Genomic DNA, 17,923 nt, shown 5'->3' with positions numbered 1-17,923 from the left:
TCCGCGGGCGGACGACAAATCAGTCCTACCTATAACTATAAAAATAACCCGCCGGAACAATATCCGGCGGGTTATTAGGTTTTTGTTAAGAGTTAAGCACGTCTTTAATTAGTAATTAACGACCTGCTCCTCGAAATAGGCCTGTGGATGATTGCAAACCGGGCAAACCTCCGGAGCGGTCGGACCAACATGCAGATGACCGCAATTGAGGCACTTCCAAACCTTCACGCCCTCGCGGCTAAATACGTTGCCGGCCTCAACAGACTCGAGCAGCTTGTTATAGCGCTCCTCATGATGCCTCTCAACATCGCCTACCATCTCGAACTTAGCAGCAATCTCTGCGAAGCCTTCGTCCCTTGCTGTCTCGGCAAAGCCCTTGTACATGTCTGTCCACTCGTAGTTCTCACCAGCAGCTGCATCAGCAAGGTTGGTAGCGGTATCGGGAACTGCGCCGTCATGGAGATACTTGAACCAAAGCTTGGCGTGCTCACGCTCGTTACCGGAAGTCTCGGTAAAGATATTTGAAATCTGAACGTAGCCGTCCTTCTTTGCCCTCGAAGCATAGTAGCCATACTTGATTGATGCTTGAGACTCACCCGCAAAAGCTGCCTCAAGATTCTTTTTTGTTTGCGAGGTCTCAAAATCTGTGGCCATAATTTCCTCCAATATTCACGTAAACGTGCTCCTGAAAACACATCTTATGTCTAGCTTACCCACATACCTACAATTCAAATCACTGTAAAGCCAACGCTTATCGGTGAAAACCAATTGGCAACCGCAGATGGGCGAACACAGGCCGTTTCATGAATAGTTATGCGTGCCACATCTCATTTTCTTCTGTGCAAAATCCTTCACGTACAAGCTCGGAGAGTACATCTTGAAGCTCAGCCGGCGCAACAGGCGCCCTACCTTCAGATACCTCCTGCTCATCAAGCGCGCCTGAGAGTTCATCAAACGACAAAGAGTTCGGACGCGCTGCAAGGAGTATGCGCAGCACCTCTGCGCGCTTTTGGCGATGAGATCCTTCAAACTTGGATTGTTTGGTGTGAGTTCGAGATCTCCTTGATGGATTGGGGATGGTTTGTTTGAGATATGCCCCGTAATCTAACAGCGCGTAATACCAGGTACGTGGATCATCGTGTGGATCTGTATCGTCCTTCGGGCACGTGGCGGCAACCAGCGGCGTGAGAGCTGAGTCAGGTACTCCCTCCGCTTCTGGAAACAACTCATGAAGGAATACAGTTCGAACGTTGGTCTCGAGATACACGCCGGGCAGATTATGTGCAAATGCACGAATTCCGGCAGCAGTTGCCGGACCAATACCAGGTAAAGCCACGAGTTCATGCTCGTCCTCGGGCATTACTCCGCCATTTTTATCAAGAATTTGGGCCGCTTTATGCAGTGAAAGTGCCCGCCGATTGTAACCGAGGCCTTGCCACTCCTCTAACACATCAGCGGCATCCGCATCGGCCAAAACCGCTACGTTTGGAAAACGGCGCAGCCAACGCTGCCAGCGCCCATCCACACGAGCAACTTGGGTTTGTTGGAGCATAACCTCAGAGATCCAAATGGCATATGGATCGCGCGTGTGACGCCAAGGCAAATCCCGCCAAAGCTCCTTACCGCGTTCCAGAACCTTTGCTCGAAAAGTCTCCAGCTGCTCGGAAAGATCCAACTTGCTGTCGTTTACGCAACCAGCACCAACAGCTGTATCGGCAGGGCAGCTTTTATCAGCACTTTCTTTCGTATGTAGGGAGCTCATTGTTTCTCTCTCTTATGATGTCGCCATGAACGAGCGCCCCATCCGATGCCCCTTGCCTTAGAAGTGACATCGGCAACAAAACCTGCCTCACTCGAACAGATTTGATGGAATAGAAGGACGCTTTCCGTCTATCACGACATCATACAGAGAGATTGAGCCGAGATATGCTGACAGGAGCCTGTTCGCATCGCTCCACACCGGATTGAAGGCGCAAGATGCCTTTCTGGCACAGGGACTCTCTGACTGGTCGGAATCGCAATATGCAATATGTATGGGACCTTGTAATGCTTCAATAATATCGAGAAGGGTCAGTTTCTTAGCATCGCACGCAAGGCGCATGCCACCACGAGACCCGCGCAAGCTCTCCACAATGCCACAGTTCACTAAATCATGTTGAATGGAGCGAGCAAACGAATACGGAATGGCATTCCGCTCGGCCACAGCTCTCACAGAGATAACGCTATCGGGCTCACGCACCAACTCTGCAAGCATTCGCAAAGCGTAGTCCGTTTTTCTGGAGACCTCCAAAATAAACTCCCTCTACTTCGCCCTTGAAGAACAAATCCTTCAGCAGGACGCAGTTAAACATCGAAATGGTCTTTGCGCGCTCGACGGTGTAGCACACCACCAACCGCTCGCAAAGTTGTATCTCTCAGGCGGCATACTAGCACCACTTTCTTCTGATTGCGCAATTGCACGATAGCCAAAGTGGCAAGGCAAACCAAGGAAAGAGAGATAACCACATGTAAAGGTGCATTCCCGCGAGAGCACTGATAAATCTTATTATACTTTCTAGCAACAATCAAATATTTTCATTATTAGCTTGCAACCGCGTTAACAAGACGCATGTTTTATGTAAAGAATTGAAAAGAAGACTCAAAAGAACTTTGAGGCCATTCAATTTCGAGAAAGACGATATGAGAAAGCCATTGGAAAGAAAGCCTCCCCGCGACATACCCTACTCGCGGGCTGGGCGAGGACAATGGCTGTATATCGTCAACCTGCGGTGCTCGCCATACCGCACGTATGGGAGGAGGCTTCCCATGTCACATGTTACCTCCATCGGCCTCGACGTACATGCTCGCTCGGTTGCCGCCTGCGCGTTCAATCCTTTCACAGGAGAGATAATACAGAAATCGTTTGGCACCAATACAGAGGAAATAACTTCCTGGATTTGCCACTTTGAAGACCCTAAGGTTGTCTATGAGAGTGGACCTACTGGCTTTACGCTTTGTCGCACACTCCGTGCTCACGGCATAGACTGTGTTGTCGGAGCTGTATCAAAGATGCAAAAACCCGCCAGTGATAGAAGACAAAAGAATGACAAGCGCGATGCAGCATTTCTTGCACGTTTGCTTGCAACACACAACATTGTTGAGGTATGGGTTCCTCCTGTTGAGGTTGAAGCGAGCCGTGATCTGTCGCGTGCACTTGATGATGCGCGGGAAGACTTGCAGCGTGCCCGGCAGCGCCTCTCAAAGTTTTTGCTAAAACGTGGACATGTATTTGATGAAGTTGATGCACTTGGGCGTAGGAAAAGCGCCTGGACACGCTCATTTTGGAGATGGGTTGAGGGATTGAGACCAGATGAGGTTGCAGCAGCAACAGCGTTTAATCACTACGTTACCTGTGTGCGCTGTGCCGAGTCGGACAAACGCGCGCTGGAAAAGCAAGTTCTTTGTGAGGCTCAAACCCAACGATGGAGCCCTGTTGTCGGAGCACTTGCATCCATTAAGGGTATCGATATCATCTCTGCTTTTTGCTTAGCTACCGAAGTCGGCGTCTTCAGCCGTTTTCCAACAGCAAGATCGTATGCCTCTTGGGTTGGTATCACACCTTCTGAACACTCAAGTGGTGAGAAGAAGATATACGGAGGCATTACCAAAAATGGCAATTCAGCTTCTCGCCGTACCCTTATCGAATCTGCTTGGCACTACATAACATGTTCTCCAAAACCAAAGCCAATACCTGATGGCTTTGATGTTTCGCGAGGAATCAAACGCAGAGCAGATGATGCTACAGCCCGTCTTGTATATCGACACAAAGCACTGAGATCAGCTGGCAAACGTACTTGTGTTGCCAATACAGCAGTTGCACGAGAGCTTGCTTGTTGGGTGTGGGAAATTGGTAGACGTGCTGAGGGAACACTCAGCTAGACGACACTACTCAAAAAATTTCTTGCCAGTGAGAGTTGCATATCGACGCATTGTCGAGACCGGTTTACGAGGCTTTTATGGGCAACCAAAAGGCAGTACCCGATAAGAAAGACTATAGGTTTTTTCGAATGACGGTCTCGGACGGAGAATCGAAATGCGGTACGTACGCAATCTCAAACATATATCTGAGCTACCCGCTGGTATACAGCGTACAAGCCCGCGGATATTAGCTTGCCAGGCAAGCGACGACTAACGATCATCAATGCGACAGAAGCTGGCCAGAAATAGTTGCAGACTCGGGCATTAAAACCTGAGTCTGCAACGTCATGCCTCTTGACAATGGCTTTCTCATATTAAAAAGACCCGGCGAACCGGGTCTTATCAAATCAAATGGCGGGATGTAAGGGACTTGAACCCTCGACCTCCGACGTGACAGGCCGGCGCTCTAACCAGCTGAGCTAACACCCCGTGCGCGAACGCGGGATAGATTATACGCAGACATGCCTTGCTCTGTCTAGCCTCATTTTCATTTTTCTTTTCAAATCGCCGAAAAATGTTGTTTTGCTCTGTGTCATCACAATTCGAACAAAACTCGAGACCAAACAAAAGGCAGATTAATTCAGCGGCACACGCGTTATTGCCCCTGAATCATCGGTTAACACAAGCTCGTTGCCGTCGAGAGAAGCAGAGGCAAGTGTTCCCTCTCCAGTAATGGGATTGCCATCAGTATCTGCAAGCTGTGAGGTAACGGAGCCATCGCCCATGGTATAGGCAACTACATCCCAAGTTCCATCTGGCAAGTTCTCAGGAATGAGATAAGCACCGTCGTAAAGAATAAGTTGGACAGGAGTTCCCTCCAGCGTAAAGAGCGCGAGAGGATCTCCTCCTTCACCAAGCGTGCGAACAAAAGAGTACGTCCCGTCATCGCCCTGCTGTACAGAGTAGCTGTAATCGTCGTATGAGACGCTCTCTCCAGGCGCAACCGCCGTACGCTCTACGCGTCCCCCCTCATCCTGCAAACGATTTGCAGAGTTCACCGCTCGTATCACTAAAAAGCCAACGATAAGCACGACGACAAGAGCAGCAACACCCAGACCTACAAACAGGCGCTTATTCGTTTGCAGACGCACCTTGCGTGAGCGCACATTCTTTTGTGCTGCCGCGGTAAGACGACGTGATTGTGTAGCCCCCATATGCGAATCGCGGACTGCGTTTACCGTATTGCCCGCCGTCTCTCGATTTGTAATAACAGCACCTTCTCCACTTCCAAGCGTGGCAAAGGCCGTCGTGTCATCAATTGGTGTGGGGCGAGGAGCATCAAGAGATGCTTCGGACCTCATATTCGGATCGGCAGAGAAAGTGTCGATAGGCGTATTGGGCAGCTCCTGCATGGCATAACGCGCTGTTGCACCTGTTGTTGCATGCGGGGCGCGAACCTGCTCACGGCGAGGTTGGGGTAAATCTGTGCGATAGCGCGTATGTGCTTCATTTCTGCTATGAGCTCGAGGCGTGGCTGCGCGGCGCGGACTTGCGGCATGCCGCGACGGTGTGCGTGGTGTCGGCTTTCCAGAATTGCTTGTCCCAAAATGCCGACCTTTTGACGCAGAAGTATTTCGGTTCGTTTCTTGCGTCATATCTGAAACCTCGCTCTCAGTTTCATGCAACGTATCTCACAGTGTGCCACCAGCATAGTGTATCGCGCAGGCGCTTAGCATTCCCGTCGGGCTTCGATAGCCCTGCCCAGCGTCACCTCATCGGCGTATTCCAAATCGCCACCCACGGGCAATCCACTTGCCAGACGCGACACCACAATCCCCAGTGGCCGGATCGTTCTCGATAAATACGCGGCAGTTGCCTCGCCTTCAACATCGGGGTTAGTTGCCAAAATTACCTCGGCAATCTCACCCTCGCCCAGTCGCGCCAAAAGTTCTCGCACATGCAATTGCTCTGGCCCGATCTTATCGATAGGCGAAATAACGCCACCTAAGACATGGTAAAGACCGTGATAAACACCGGTGCGCTCGATCGCCGATACATCTCTTGGCTCAGAAACCACACAAACCTTTGTCCGATCGCGCGATGAATCTTCGCATACATCGCAGTGCTCATGCGTTGCGTAGGAAAAGCAGATCGGACAAAAGTGAACCTGCTGTTTTACGTCGAGAATAGCGTGCGCAAGCCGCCGGGCTTCTTCAGCATCTGCTCCCAGCAGATAGTATGCGATTCGTTGAGCAGACTTAGGCCCTATGCCTGGCAAGCGCCCCAGCTCATCAAGAAGTCGCTGGAGCGCATGACCATCATTCGCTGTTCCGTGTGCAAGAGGATCCATGCAAACAGACCTCTTACATCAAACCAGGGATATTCAAACCACCGGTAATGGCACCCATCTGCTGGCTTGCAAGCTGCTGAGCCTGCGTAAGTGCATCGTTTACTGCAGCAAGCACCATATCTTGCAACAGATCAACGTCATCAGGATCAACTGCTTCAGGAGCAATCTCAACTGATGTGATGTGCAGGTCACCCGTGGCAACCACCTTCACCATGCCGCCGCCAGCAGAGGCGGTAACCTCGGTCTGGGCAAGCTTCTCCTCGGTAGCAGCAAGCTTCTCTTGCATCTTGCGAGCCTGCTTCATCATTTGCTGCATGTTCATCTGGGGCATGTTTTTAGCCTTTCGGTCGCAGGTAAAACACTCAAACTATGGCATATCCTACTCATTGGAGCTCTTCTGTCTCCGACGCCGGTATCATACTCACATGAACCTCACCATCAAAGGCCGATTCAAGCATTTCAATAAGGCCCTGCGGTACTTTTCCATCTTCCAGAGAATCGTCCGGTGAGAAGAACGGCGTATTCGCATCTATTATTTCGGCTGGTGTAGCCTGATTCTCTTCCGCGTTATCTGAGTTTGGCACCGTGGCGTCCGCCTTTGGCTCCTCTTGTTGAGCTATAGCAGGTTTCTCCTGGATAGCAGGGGCTGCGTTCTGAGGCGTTGCCGATGCGTTTGTGCCGGAAGGCTTCACAGGAGCCGGCTCGGATATCGGAGCTCCCACGCCATTGAGATTCTCAGTTCCTTCCGACAGCTCGTCGTAATACGCTGCATCCGCATCGCTATAAGGAACTTCTTCGAAAGGAGCAGGCTCAGGGGCAGGGGCTGCAGCATAAACTTGTGAAGGTTGGGGCTCCGGAGATGCAGCCGGAGCTTGAGTGGGAACAGGCGCAGATACGGCCGACTCCGCCTCGGCGGCCGAGGCCGTTTGCACAGCCGGAGCAGTCTCTACGACGGGAGCAGTCTGTTCGGCGGGAGCGACCTGCGTGACAGGAGCTGCCTGAGGCGTCGAAACAGGCTTTTGAACAATAGGGTTCTTGGCTTGAGCGCGCGCTGCACCCTCAATGAACAGGGTTTTTCTCGGTCCAAACACAGCGGCAACTTGAGGATCTAAAACCGCGCGAACATCGGGACGCTCCAACATTCGAAGAGCAAATGAGGAACCCTGTGGCAAAGAAACGGTGAGGGTTTCCCCATCATCGCTCACAGCAGTCGAAGTGATAAGGAGGGACCCGCGTGAGGGCTCTCGCTGCACCATTTCTTCCATTACACGACGCCAATTGCGCTGCAGTGCTCCAGAATCTGCCGGATGAGCAGCACGAGCTTGCACAGTAGTTTTCGGAGCTGACGTGGGGGCAGCTTTCGGCTGATCTGCTGTTTTTTGTGGCTGAGTTGCTGCCGGCTGCGTAGCCGGAGAAGTTGTTTGAGGTGCAGGCGCAAAAGCTGTTGCAGGTGCCACTGGTGCAGCTGTTGTGGAAGCAGGTTTCGGCGCGGTTGCTGCTGTAGGTGTCACCTTAGGCGCAACACGCTGCTGTGAAGTTGCGCTTTGCTCAGGTGCCTTTTGTACGGCAGCCTCATGCTGTACCGAAGCAGAAACCTTGGGAGCATTGTTCTGTTGTATAGATGGAGCCGCCGGCACATGCACTTCTCGGTGAGAAACTAGTGCCTGAATTTGAGCTTCCAAGTCTGAGACTCGCTCCGCTAAAGACTCGAGCGTCAGATCTGTTTTTGGACGCGCGAGGCGCGTGAGGGCAATTTCAAGAACTAAACGCTGGTTAGGCGCTGTACGCATTTCTGAGGATGCATCCCCTAAGACCGTAAGCACGCGAGCGAGACGGTCCGGAGAACCAAAGGCGTCCGCCTCTGCACGCAAAGCCGCCAAATCGTCACCCGTAAATGCGCCTTCAATCTCGCCAGCCACACTCATAACATAGGCATCGCGAACGCGGGCAGCCAGCTGACGGACAAAACGCAGAAGATCGTGCCCCTCATCCACCAGATCACCCACCACAGAAAACAGTTTGGGGACATCTCGCTGCGCAAGCGCCATAAGGACTTGCGATAGCTGCGAGCTCGAAAGCGCGCCGAGCATATCGCGCGTTGCTGCAAGAGAAATGGTGCCGTCCCCAAAGACAGAAAGTTGCTCGAGCGTAGAAAGCGCATCACGCAGACCACCGCGTGCATGGCGCGCAACCAGTTCAAGCGCCTCGGTCTCGTAGGTAAAGCCCTCCTGCTCACACACATATGATAAGCGCTTTACCAGGTCGTCATTTGAAATAGCGTGGAAGTCAAACCGCTGCACACGGGAGAGCACTGTCTCCGGAATCTTTTGCGGATCGGTGGTGCACAGCATAAACACTACGTGCGCTGGAGGCTCTTCGAGCGTTTTGAGAAGCGCATTAAACGCCGCCGGTGTAAGCATATGCACCTCGTCGATGATATAGGCCTTATAACGGCCCCGCACCGGCGCATACTCCACATTGCTAATAATCTCTTCGCGCACGTTGTCTACGCCCGTGCGACTTGCAGCGTCCAATTCGTATACATCGGGGTGGTTGCCCGCAGCAATTAAACGACATTCCTCGCAGGTGCCATCAGGCAGCTGGCCCGGCCCACATTCGCAGAGAAGAGCTTTGGCAAGCAGGCGCGCCATGGTCGTTTTGCCTGTTCCGCGTGGCCCACAGAACAGATAGGCATGACTCACCCGATTTTCCAAAACAGCGCGCTCAAGTGTAGAAACTACATGCTCCTGCCCCACTACGTCGGCAAACGTTTGTGGACGATATTTGGTATAGAGCGATTCCATCTACGAGCCTCCCTATCGGCACAACGCCGATACCGAAAGGGGTGTTCTTCGCTACCCCTCACACGGACGAAAGTAGTATACCCGCGCCCGTAGGCCATAGGCTTCCTCTATGCTTATACATAGGTACTCTCTTCGCGAAACATCCCTATGAAAGGAGCTTCATGACCGACGCGACCCCTCAGGACATACACATTCATGCAGCAATTGATCTGGGCGCCTCGAGTGGGCGTGTCATTGCAGGTTGGATTGAAGACGGAAAAATCCAACTGCGCGAAATTCATCGTTTTGAGAACATCCAACAGCGCATTGCTGGTCACGATTGTTGGAACCTTGATGAGTTGTTCTCTCAAGCAGTTATAGGCCTGGGCAAAATCCCTGAGGCCATGGGCAAGGCACCCACAACCATTGGTGTGGATACCTGGGGTCTTGATTACGTTCTTCTCGACAATGAGGACAAACCTTTAGCACCCTCTATTGCACACCGCGATGCACGTACAGAAGGTATGCCTGAGGTCGCCGATTCGCTGCTCGATCCCGCACGCACCTATAGCATTGCCGGTATTCAGCGTATGGCGATAAACACCTCAAACCAACTTATTGCTCACCTCAAAGAAACTCCCGAGCAACTTGAACAGGCAGCTACCTTCCTTATGGTTGGCGATTATCTCAACTTCCGTCTTACGGGGATAAAAGCGTGTGAGTACACCAACGCCTCTACCACTGGCTTGCTCGATGCAAAAGCTTGCCAGTGGAGTGATGAAATCATTGCTGCATACGGTTTACCGCGCCATATTTTCCTGGATGTAACCATGCCTGGAGGCATCCTCGGCAACCTACGTCCCGAAATCGTAGAGCAGGTGGGCTATGATGCGCAAGTAGTGCTTACAGCTACTCATGATACCGGCTCGGCCTATCTTGCCGTACCCGCTCAGGGTAATGCTGCGTTTCTCTCTTCAGGGACCTGGAGCCTCATGGGCACCGAAAGTCTTGTGCCCGTACTGGGAGACCAGGCTCGTGCTATGAACTTCACCAACGAAGGTGGCTACGAAAAGCGCTATCGCATTCTTAAAAACATTATGGGCTTATGGATGAGTCAGTCGGTACGGCGTGAGGTCAATGGCGAGACCTACGTCAATGGCACGCAAGAGCGTCAAGCCATGTTTGACCATAAGGTTGGCTTTGGGGAGCTTGCTGATCTCGCTCGAGAGGCAGAACCTTTTGAAGCGGTTGTAAACGTCGATGACGATCGTTTCCTCTCCCCTGCTTCCATGATTGAGGAAATCAAAGCTGCCTGCCGTGATACCAACCAGCCTGTTCCAGAAACAATTGGCCAGGTTATGCGCGTCATTTACCGCAGTCTTCCAGAGAGCTATCGACGCTGTGTTGCAGACCTTGATGAGCTTACAGGAACCGTACATGATTCAATCAACATTGTGGGCGGCGGTTGCCAGGACGACTATCTCAATCAAATGACGGCAAACATCTGCAAGGTTCCTGTTTATGCAGGGCCAGTTGAGGCTACAAGCTTAGGTAATCTTACGGTGCAATTTATTGCTTCTGGTGAGCTTGCTTCACTTGAGGAGGCACGGAGCGTTATTCGCGACTCGTTTGACGTACGCCGTTTTGACCCTCAGGAAGTGTAGTTTTTCTCAATTCCGTGAGTAAGCTGCCGAGGCGTTAGACTAGTACAGTAAAGCTGGGCGTATTGCAGCTCAATACGCCCGCACAACAACCTATCTAGACGATTCTCTTACGGTCCAAATGAAAGGATTTTCATGGCTGGCAAGCACTTTAATACGAGTGGGCCATCGCCAAGCAAAGCACCTGTCTCGCGCGCACGGCGTCAAGCTCCCACTACAAGCATTCCATACGGCATAAACAGCGCTGGCGCCAACCCCTACACTTCTAGCAGCAATACCAACGCCCCTCGTCCGCATAAAGGCAAGCGCATTGCCCTTATCGTGGTAGGCGTTTTGCTTGCACTCATCGTAGTGTGCGGCGTCAGTGGCTTTATGCTCTATAGCTCGGCACAGCGCGTTATGGCAGACGCACAAATTGTGATGGATACGGGCAGTGGTATGACCGAGCGCCTCAAGCAAGGCGATTCTCAGGGTCTTGCGCAAGACGCACAGACAATTGCGGATGCTACTGGCCGCATGAACGATGAGGTGAGCAGTCCTCTCTGGACAGTCGCTTCGTTTATGCCTGTTGTGGGCGGAGACGTCCGCGCTGCAGTTGAGCTTGTTGGTGTGCTGGACGATGTTTCTTCCGGCGCTATTGTGCCTATAACCAATGATCTTGCCTCCGCAGATATTGGCAAGCTCATTGATAATGGCGCAATTAATGTGAATGCCATCTCCACCCTGGCAACATCTGTATCCAATGCTAGCCCTGTTATTGAGCAGGCTTGTATTGACGTAGAAGCGATTGGCCCCACCAATATTCCGCAGGTAACTGAGCTGGTAAACACCGCTAAAACCGCCTGCTCTTCCATCGATACCGGGATCGATGCCTTCAATAAAATTGCACCCTACTTGCCACAGATGCTCGGTGCAAATGGACAAACCCGCAATTATCTTCTGATGGCAGAGAATAACGTTGAGCTTCGTGCCACCGGTGGCGGCCCCGGCTCTTGGGGCGTTTTAAGCGTTACCGATGGCAAGATGTCGCTTGGACAGTTTGTCTCATCAGGAACGCTTCCCAACGGCGAAACGCTTCCTATTTCCACTGAGGAAGATACCCTCTTCAAAGCGGGAACCAGCTCCCACTTTGGCTCCGTCTCAATTGACTCATTTATGACGCCCGACTTTGTCCGCGCTGCTCAAATGTCACGCGATATCTGGGCATCCACTTATGGCAACGGTCAGCAGGTGGATGGCGTTATCGCTATTGACCCCGTATTCCTGCAGAGTGTTCTTGCTCTTACGGGAGGCACAACCCTTCCCGATGGAACGCAGGTAAATGGCGATAATGCAGCACAAGTTCTTATGCACGATGTGTATTGGAATTATCCGGTTGATCAGCAGGACGCCATCTTCTCCGCTGTAGCAAGCAGCGCCTTCAGCCAGGTATTTGGCGATATTGGCGGCGCAGACATCACCGGTTTGCTCACCGCTATGCAAGAGGGTATTGAGCAGGGACGCGTACTCATTTGGTTTGCCAACCCCGACGAGGAAGCTGTTGCTGAGAGCTTGGGAGCTTCGGGAGAGCTACCTACCGATCCAGCTATTCCAGTTGCTGGTATTTATCTCAACAACTACAGCTACTCTAAGATTGACTGGTATTTGGACATGCAAACGCAGGTCGGACAACCTGTTGATAACAGCGACGGCTCACGTTCGTACCAGATTACCGTTACGCTTTCGAACACCATGACAGCAGAGGAGGAAGCCACGGCTCCTCAGTACGTTTCTGGTTATGCCACTGCAAAGCGTTCTGTTGGTGACATGGTATTCCGCCTGTATTTGTATGCTCCTGCTGGTGGATCTATTTCTGATCAGAGCATTTCAGGCGGAGATCTTTCGCTCCAGGATGCTTCCCATAATGGTTTACAAGTAAGCTTTGGTCAGCTTCGCCTGCTTCCGGGTGAGACTTGCACGGTAACGTACACCGTTACCACCTCCCCAGAAGCTGCCGGTGCAGACCTGGCCCTTCGTGTAACACCAACTGCTCAAAACAACGGCAGCAATGGTGCAAGCCCAGTTGCTACAACGGCGTAGAAAACAGCACGAAAGTACGTACAATCACCTGTTGCGAAAGGACGCATCCAATGGATGCGTCCTTTTCACTAAATAAATTTGCAAGCGTTTTATATCTAACAATAAACTGCACGTAAACAGCGGGATATATTCACTTTCTTACAGTCTTAATTGCTTGCCCACTGCTTTAATTACATGTTTAACGGAAACCGGAAAGAGCTTACCTACTCTTCTGCGTAGATTCTGCTTCCGTTTAGCCCTGAGCCACAAATGTTCAACTTCATCCCATCCGCCTTGCTCAAATGCCCTAAGCCAGTCAGCACGATCTTTGGGAAGCGCTGCAGGCGCTTTGAGTTGCGCATTTTGTGCAGCAACCGCTTCAAACGGAACTTGTTCCATTGTCAGCTGAGACCCTAGTTTTTCAAGCCATTCAGAGCCACGATCACTATTAACTAAAACACACGACACGCCGGCAAAGAGACTGAAGGGGCCGCCATTACCCTCTAACAACTCAGGACATTGCTCTTCGATGCCCCAAAAATCCCCAATGGTTAGATCGGCAGGTCGTTTTCGTCCCGCAAAAGGACAGTGATAACAGCTCTCACGAAGTGTTTTGAGAGCTAGGAATGCATCGTAATAGCTGGACTGGTCCGAAGGAATAAATTTCTCAGAGCCATCTGAGAAGACCAGCTCCAACTGAAGAGAATTCGACCAACCATCCCGCTTTGGTCGAAAACGCGCATCCACAACCTCAGAGTTGTTAGCATACTTTTGTTTTACCTCTGCGAGATAGTTCTGCAGCATCTTTTGGTTCGGCACACCATGACAAACCAAATCGATTGTCACAAGATGAGATGAAGCCCAAAGCTTTTCTCCTAAATACCCATGTAAACCTGCAATTTGACATGGAGTACCTGAGAAAAGAACATTATGTCCATCCTTTATATACTGCTTCACCTTCGGATAAACCGAGACCATGTCGCTCTGAACATACTTCGACCCAAGCAAAGCAGGGAGATCCGCTTTGTCATCCACCACATGATGAGCGGCGTACAGCAAACCGTTGCAATTGTCGTATCTACATCCGACTACTACCCCACCCTGCTCGAGCATGGCGCGAGCCATTGCACCAAAGATTCCTCCTGATGCAGAGTATTTTATCTGAGTGCTCGATGTTGCTGCAGCATATGCATTGCCAGCACTTTCAGACACCAATGCATGTTGATACCCACACACTTGTTTGCATCGGCCACACCGTATACAAAGCGCCTCATCTATTTGAGGATAAATGTATCCGCAGCCATCTTCATGGAGTGAGATTGCCTGTACCGGGCAGGCAGCTGCACATGCTCCACAGCCACAGCATTGTTCTGGCGATGAAAATAAGACCGGCACAGATGGATCTTTGTGAGTGTTGTAAGAAGTGTCTGCCATAGTGTTTTCGTCAGACAAACGGGTATCCATGGCCTTTATCCCGCCCTTTTATTACGAATCACTTGTTGCACCAACACAAGCATGCGCATAATAACGGCCCTGTTGGCAATAAAGAAAAATCCAGCGGCAATTACAACCCCGGCAAGCAGTAACAGCACTCCTCCCATAGAAGCATATACATAAAAGCAAACCAGCGTTGCTGCTAGGCAAAGAAGTGTTGCGAACTGTTCGCGACGATTTTCGCTCAGGGCGGCATATGCCCGAACCTTTATCCGGCGATACTCGCTCACCACAAACATTGCTGCAATTGTTGCAAAGCTTGCACCGTACAGCCCAAAGTGAGGAATAAGAACTAGGTTAAGAACTAAGCAGAGTGCAGCTGAGGCAATGGTGGTTGTGCCCATAACCTTTGTATCTTTATGAGCAGTAAAAATACCGCCATAAAAGCCAGAAATATTGCTGAAGTAGGTAGCCAACAAAAGGATGGGGACATACAAAATGCCCTCATGGTATTGCCAATCGATAAGCAGATCATAAACAAAAGGCATGAGAGCAATCATGACCATAACAACGCCCATCATAAAGCGGCGAATTGCCTGATAGATTGCATCATAGAAAGCAACTTCATCGCCCTCGTCATTAAGAGCTCGCGCTGAGCTTTCTTTCCACGATTGATAAAAGAAGCCATATACCTGATCCATGACGTTGGGGAATTTATACGCGACCGCATAAAGACCTGCCGGCGCTGGACCAAGCGAAGCCATAATGACCAAGCGATCCAGCATGTTCATAATCGTCCAGGACACTTTGTTTGGAATCAGCGGGATCGAATACTTCAAAAGACGCATCATGTAGTCGCGATTGAGTCCACTCAAGTCGATAAATCGCCACACACGACAACGTAGAGCAAAGAGTAATGACATACCTCCCTGAGCAATTACCGTTGCAGAGAGCATGCCAATAACTCCCCACCCAAAGACTGCGATAAACAGAACGTTTAAAACAATCGTAAGCGCACTGGCAAGGAAATTGATAAGCGCATAGCTGGTAGTGTCTCCAAAACCACGAAGCAAGGCAGACACCATCTGCAAAGCCACACCAGCATACACAAGGCCAACAATCCACCAGAAGCTTTCTGGATGGAAGGTAAGTTCAAGCACACCCATAAGAGCTGCAAAGAGAATACAGCCTAGCCCCAAAACTCCCACACTGGCGGTAACGGCTTGACGACGATCGCTTTCTGTTTTGCAGTCTATAAGGAAGCGAAAGAGCGCCTCGTCCATAAGAAGCGAGGCAACTGGGACGCAGAATAAAGCAATCGTGTTGAGATAATCTACTGCACCATACTCAGCAGGCGCAAGAACCGTAGTATAAAGCGGCAGCAGGAGGAACTGCACCAGTTTGGTTGCCATACCTCCAACTGCAATAATGCCCGTATTTTTAACTAGTCGCTTTGCCTCATTCATAGATCAATCTTACCCTACGAGTGCTTTCTCAAGGAAACCAAGCGAGTTCGCTCGCATCTTATCCAAATGCTGTGCAATGTCTCTGACTGGCGTTGGCTGTTTCAGCAAAGACCCATCTGACAAATGGTCAGAAGCATCAAATGAAGCGAGCAGCTCTTTCATTCGGGAGCCACTGCGCTGTGTTGCAAACGTCTGAAATGACTGACCAAACAAAAGAGAAAAAACTGTTGCATGGAAAGAGTTGGTGAGCACTGCCGCGCTTCTCTGTAGCACTTGTAAAAACTCTGCAGGTCCGATGCCATACAAATTGACTGCCTTTACCCCATCAAAAGCAAGCGGACGGCGCGATACATACGCAATATCCAGTCCCATTTCTCGGGCAAGCTTTGCACCATAGGAAACCATTTCATCGTTTCGCTCAAGCATGTAGACAAAGAGCTTGTCATCAAAAGAAAGTGAATCGACCCTACTGCTCTCAGTAAGCAATGAAGCATAGTCTTCTGCATCGAGTAAGAGTGTTGGATCGAGACATATCTGAATCGGCATGGGAGAAAGCAGCTGGAAAAGAGGGACTGTTGTTTCTTCTCGCACCGAAATTGCCACAAAGCGAGAAAGCCAATTTTTTATGAGCTCGCGCTCGTGCTCACCAAAGTATTCTGGAGCAAATGAGGTGTGAGAAAGGCTCGGAGCATACGCAATTCGCCGAGCATCTTTGGCAAAGTCCAAAAAGTAAGGTCCCACCGGTCCGCGTGTACAATCCAAGTTCCAAATTTGATCGCTTCCGCAGATAAAACAATCAAACTGTTTGGGCAACTCAGAGGCCATACGCACTTCATCCTGCACACCATAGCGAGCGGTAGGATCAAGCTCTGTAGCTATAAAAGACTCAAAAGCCTGACTGCGACGTCGCTGACGCGGATACAGTGCGATACTCGCCGCAAAAGCATGCAAAGAGTATGTCTGGATGAGTCGATACTGATCAAAATCTGCACCACGATAATCGACTATCTGCACCTCATGGCCCATGTGTTCAAGCTTGCGTTTAAGCGCCCATGCCTGAAGCACTGAGCCAAAATTGTATGCACAATGAAACGTAACAATTCCTATTCTCATTGCTCGCTTCGTGCCTCTCTATAGATATGCCAGGCCGTCGTTAGTTTAATACTCCCAGCTTCTTTTACGAGCGCTGTGCAGGCGAGACACCAAAGCTCATAGCGATATTCGCGAAGCGCTCGTTCGAGATCGCACCAGACGCCCTTACGTGTTGTCTGCACTCCCTGCAGCTCCCCAAGTGAAGCCATCAAATCACAGCATGCTGAAAATAATGCCTTACGTTCGGAATTGGTTAGAAATGTTGTGCGTCCCATCAGTAGTGGACCGAGGAGCCATATAAAACGATCCCAGTCTTGCTGACCGTATACAATCCCCAAATCATGACGCCAAGAGATCATTTCTTGCATAGCCCAAAATGCATCGAGTGCCTTGGGATTTGAAGAGCTCGTTTCTACAATGGAGCCAGGTCGACTCCGATATAAATACCCTGCATCAGATATATCTTCCTCATGGAAGAGCGGGTCTATACAGCAAGGTGTAATGAGATCTTCATACCAACAGCCAACAGGAAAACGTAAGCGTTCCCATACTTCCCGTCGGTATAAACGGCCCCACGGAGCCATGTTGGTACGCTGAGATTCTCCTAATTTGCCTACCGCGCCATCCTCCGACATAGAGCGCCACAGAGATCCAACAATGTCACAATCTCCTGTCTGAGCTCGCTCATAGAGCGCCGCAAGATGACCAGGCGCAAGCATGTCATCGGAATCAACAAAGGCAAGCCAGCGGCCATGTGCATGTGCAATGCCCGTATTACGCGCAGATGAAAGTCCGCCATTTTTCTGGCATATAACTCTCAAGCGGCTGTCAGAAAACGAACGAACGATTTCTTCAGACCCATCTCGAGAACCATCGATAACCACGATGACCTCAAAGGAAGCATCCAGCTTCTGTAAAAGCACTGATTCCAAACAAGAACCCACGTACTTCTCAACGTTGTAAACCGGAATAATCACACTTATATCGAGAGAAGCCTCGGGAAGCAGTGTAAGCTCCACACGAATATTTTGAGGTCGCGGAGAGACGCTTTCGAGCTGTTCACATGCATCCAAAACATGAGTTGGATCTTCTGCCAATGCACGGGATTTTAAATGTGCATACACGGGACCAGAAAGAATCACCGAATGAAAGAGGTTTTTGATAGCTTCTTTAATTGGCATG

General features: G+C 50.6%; 14 protein-coding genes and 1 tRNA gene. 3 read left to right on the top strand and 12 right to left on the bottom strand.

The window, feature by feature from the left end; translation table 11 throughout:
• Positions 1–108: 108 nt before the first annotated feature.
• The 3 genes from rbr to ACQY6Y_RS04325 form a co-directional block, all read right to left on the bottom strand.
• The gene (rbr, locus tag ACQY6Y_RS04335) at positions 109–654 is read right to left on the bottom strand and encodes a rubrerythrin (protein WP_428379083.1); all 546 of its coding nucleotides are present in this window, start codon (positions 652–654) and stop codon (positions 109–111) included.
• Positions 655–811: 157 nt separating this feature from the next.
• Positions 812–1,762, bottom strand: coding sequence for an adenine glycosylase (locus ACQY6Y_RS04330; RefSeq protein ID WP_428379082.1), 951 nt, complete (start codon positions 1,760–1,762; stop codon positions 812–814).
• Between the two features lie 87 nt (positions 1,763–1,849).
• Positions 1,850–2,290: an RrF2 family transcriptional regulator gene (locus tag ACQY6Y_RS04325; protein ID WP_428379081.1), complete on the bottom strand. Its 441-nt coding sequence runs from the start codon at positions 2,288–2,290 to the stop codon at positions 1,850–1,852.
• 515 nt (positions 2,291–2,805) lie between these two features.
• Between ACQY6Y_RS04325 and ACQY6Y_RS04320 the strand changes: the two genes are divergently transcribed.
• Positions 2,806–3,918, top strand: a complete 1,113-nt coding sequence (locus tag ACQY6Y_RS04320) for an IS110 family transposase (protein WP_428378653.1) — start codon at positions 2,806–2,808, stop codon at positions 3,916–3,918.
• A 391-nt stretch (positions 3,919–4,309) separates the two neighbouring features.
• On the opposite strand, the gene ACQY6Y_RS04315 is transcribed toward ACQY6Y_RS04320, so the two are convergent.
• From ACQY6Y_RS04315 to dnaX, 5 genes are all read right to left on the bottom strand, one after another.
• A tRNA-Asp gene (locus ACQY6Y_RS04315) sits at positions 4,310–4,386 on the bottom strand.
• A gap of 146 nt (positions 4,387–4,532) precedes the next feature.
• Positions 4,533–5,552 (bottom strand): hypothetical protein, encoded by a 1,020-nt coding sequence (locus tag ACQY6Y_RS04310; RefSeq protein WP_428379080.1) that lies wholly within the window; start codon positions 5,550–5,552, stop codon positions 4,533–4,535.
• Between the two features lie 74 nt (positions 5,553–5,626).
• On the bottom strand, positions 5,627–6,247 hold the full coding sequence (gene recR / locus ACQY6Y_RS04305; RefSeq protein ID WP_428379079.1) for a recombination mediator RecR: 621 nt from the start codon (positions 6,245–6,247) through the stop codon (positions 5,627–5,629).
• Between the two features lie 13 nt (positions 6,248–6,260).
• Positions 6,261–6,578 (bottom strand): YbaB/EbfC family nucleoid-associated protein, encoded by a 318-nt coding sequence (locus ACQY6Y_RS04300; RefSeq protein ID WP_428379078.1) that lies wholly within the window; start codon positions 6,576–6,578, stop codon positions 6,261–6,263.
• Positions 6,579–6,630: 52 nt separating this feature from the next.
• Positions 6,631–9,051 carry a DNA polymerase III subunit gamma/tau gene (gene dnaX / locus ACQY6Y_RS04295; protein ID WP_428379077.1) on the bottom strand — a complete coding sequence of 807 codons (2,421 nt, stop codon included), beginning with the start codon at positions 9,049–9,051 and terminating at the stop codon, positions 6,631–6,633.
• A 161-nt stretch (positions 9,052–9,212) separates the two neighbouring features.
• Here dnaX and ACQY6Y_RS04290 point away from each other — a divergent pair, with 161 nt between their 5' ends.
• Positions 9,213–10,694 carry a rhamnulokinase gene (locus ACQY6Y_RS04290; RefSeq protein WP_428379076.1) on the top strand — a complete coding sequence of 494 codons (1,482 nt, stop codon included), beginning with the start codon at positions 9,213–9,215 and terminating at the stop codon, positions 10,692–10,694.
• Positions 10,695–10,826: 132 nt separating this feature from the next.
• Positions 10,827–12,770 carry a DUF4012 domain-containing protein gene (locus ACQY6Y_RS04285; protein WP_428379075.1) on the top strand — a complete coding sequence of 648 codons (1,944 nt, stop codon included), beginning with the start codon at positions 10,827–10,829 and terminating at the stop codon, positions 12,768–12,770.
• A gap of 138 nt (positions 12,771–12,908) precedes the next feature.
• Here the strand turns inward: ACQY6Y_RS04285 and ACQY6Y_RS04280 are convergent, their stop codons facing one another.
• From ACQY6Y_RS04280 to ACQY6Y_RS04265, 4 genes are read right to left on the bottom strand one after another with little or no spacing between them, the layout of a single operon-like run.
• Positions 12,909–14,201 carry a Coenzyme F420 hydrogenase/dehydrogenase, beta subunit C-terminal domain gene (locus ACQY6Y_RS04280; protein ID WP_428379074.1) on the bottom strand — a complete coding sequence of 431 codons (1,293 nt, stop codon included), beginning with the start codon at positions 14,199–14,201 and terminating at the stop codon, positions 12,909–12,911.
• Positions 14,202–14,218: 17 nt separating this feature from the next.
• Entirely contained in the window at positions 14,219–15,649 is a 1,431-nt protein-coding gene (locus ACQY6Y_RS04275) for a lipopolysaccharide biosynthesis protein (RefSeq protein WP_428379073.1), read from the bottom strand.
• Positions 15,650–15,658: 9 nt separating this feature from the next.
• Positions 15,659–16,762, bottom strand: a complete 1,104-nt coding sequence (locus tag ACQY6Y_RS04270) for a polysaccharide pyruvyl transferase family protein (RefSeq protein ID WP_428379072.1) — start codon at positions 16,760–16,762, stop codon at positions 15,659–15,661.
• Positions 16,759–17,922 carry a glycosyltransferase family 2 protein gene (locus tag ACQY6Y_RS04265; RefSeq protein ID WP_428379071.1) on the bottom strand — a complete coding sequence of 388 codons (1,164 nt, stop codon included), beginning with the start codon at positions 17,920–17,922 and terminating at the stop codon, positions 16,759–16,761. The genes ACQY6Y_RS04270 and ACQY6Y_RS04265 overlap by 4 nt, the downstream gene beginning before the upstream one ends.
• Position 17,923 lies beyond the last annotated feature (1 nt).

The organism is Olsenella sp. Marseille-QA0557 (assembly GCF_965119725.1).
Lineage (GTDB): Bacteria > Actinomycetota > Coriobacteriia > Coriobacteriales > Atopobiaceae > Coprovicinus > Coprovicinus avistercoris.
The sequence above is the reverse complement of the archived record's forward strand: the minus strand, read 5'-3'. Positions and strand labels throughout refer to the sequence as shown.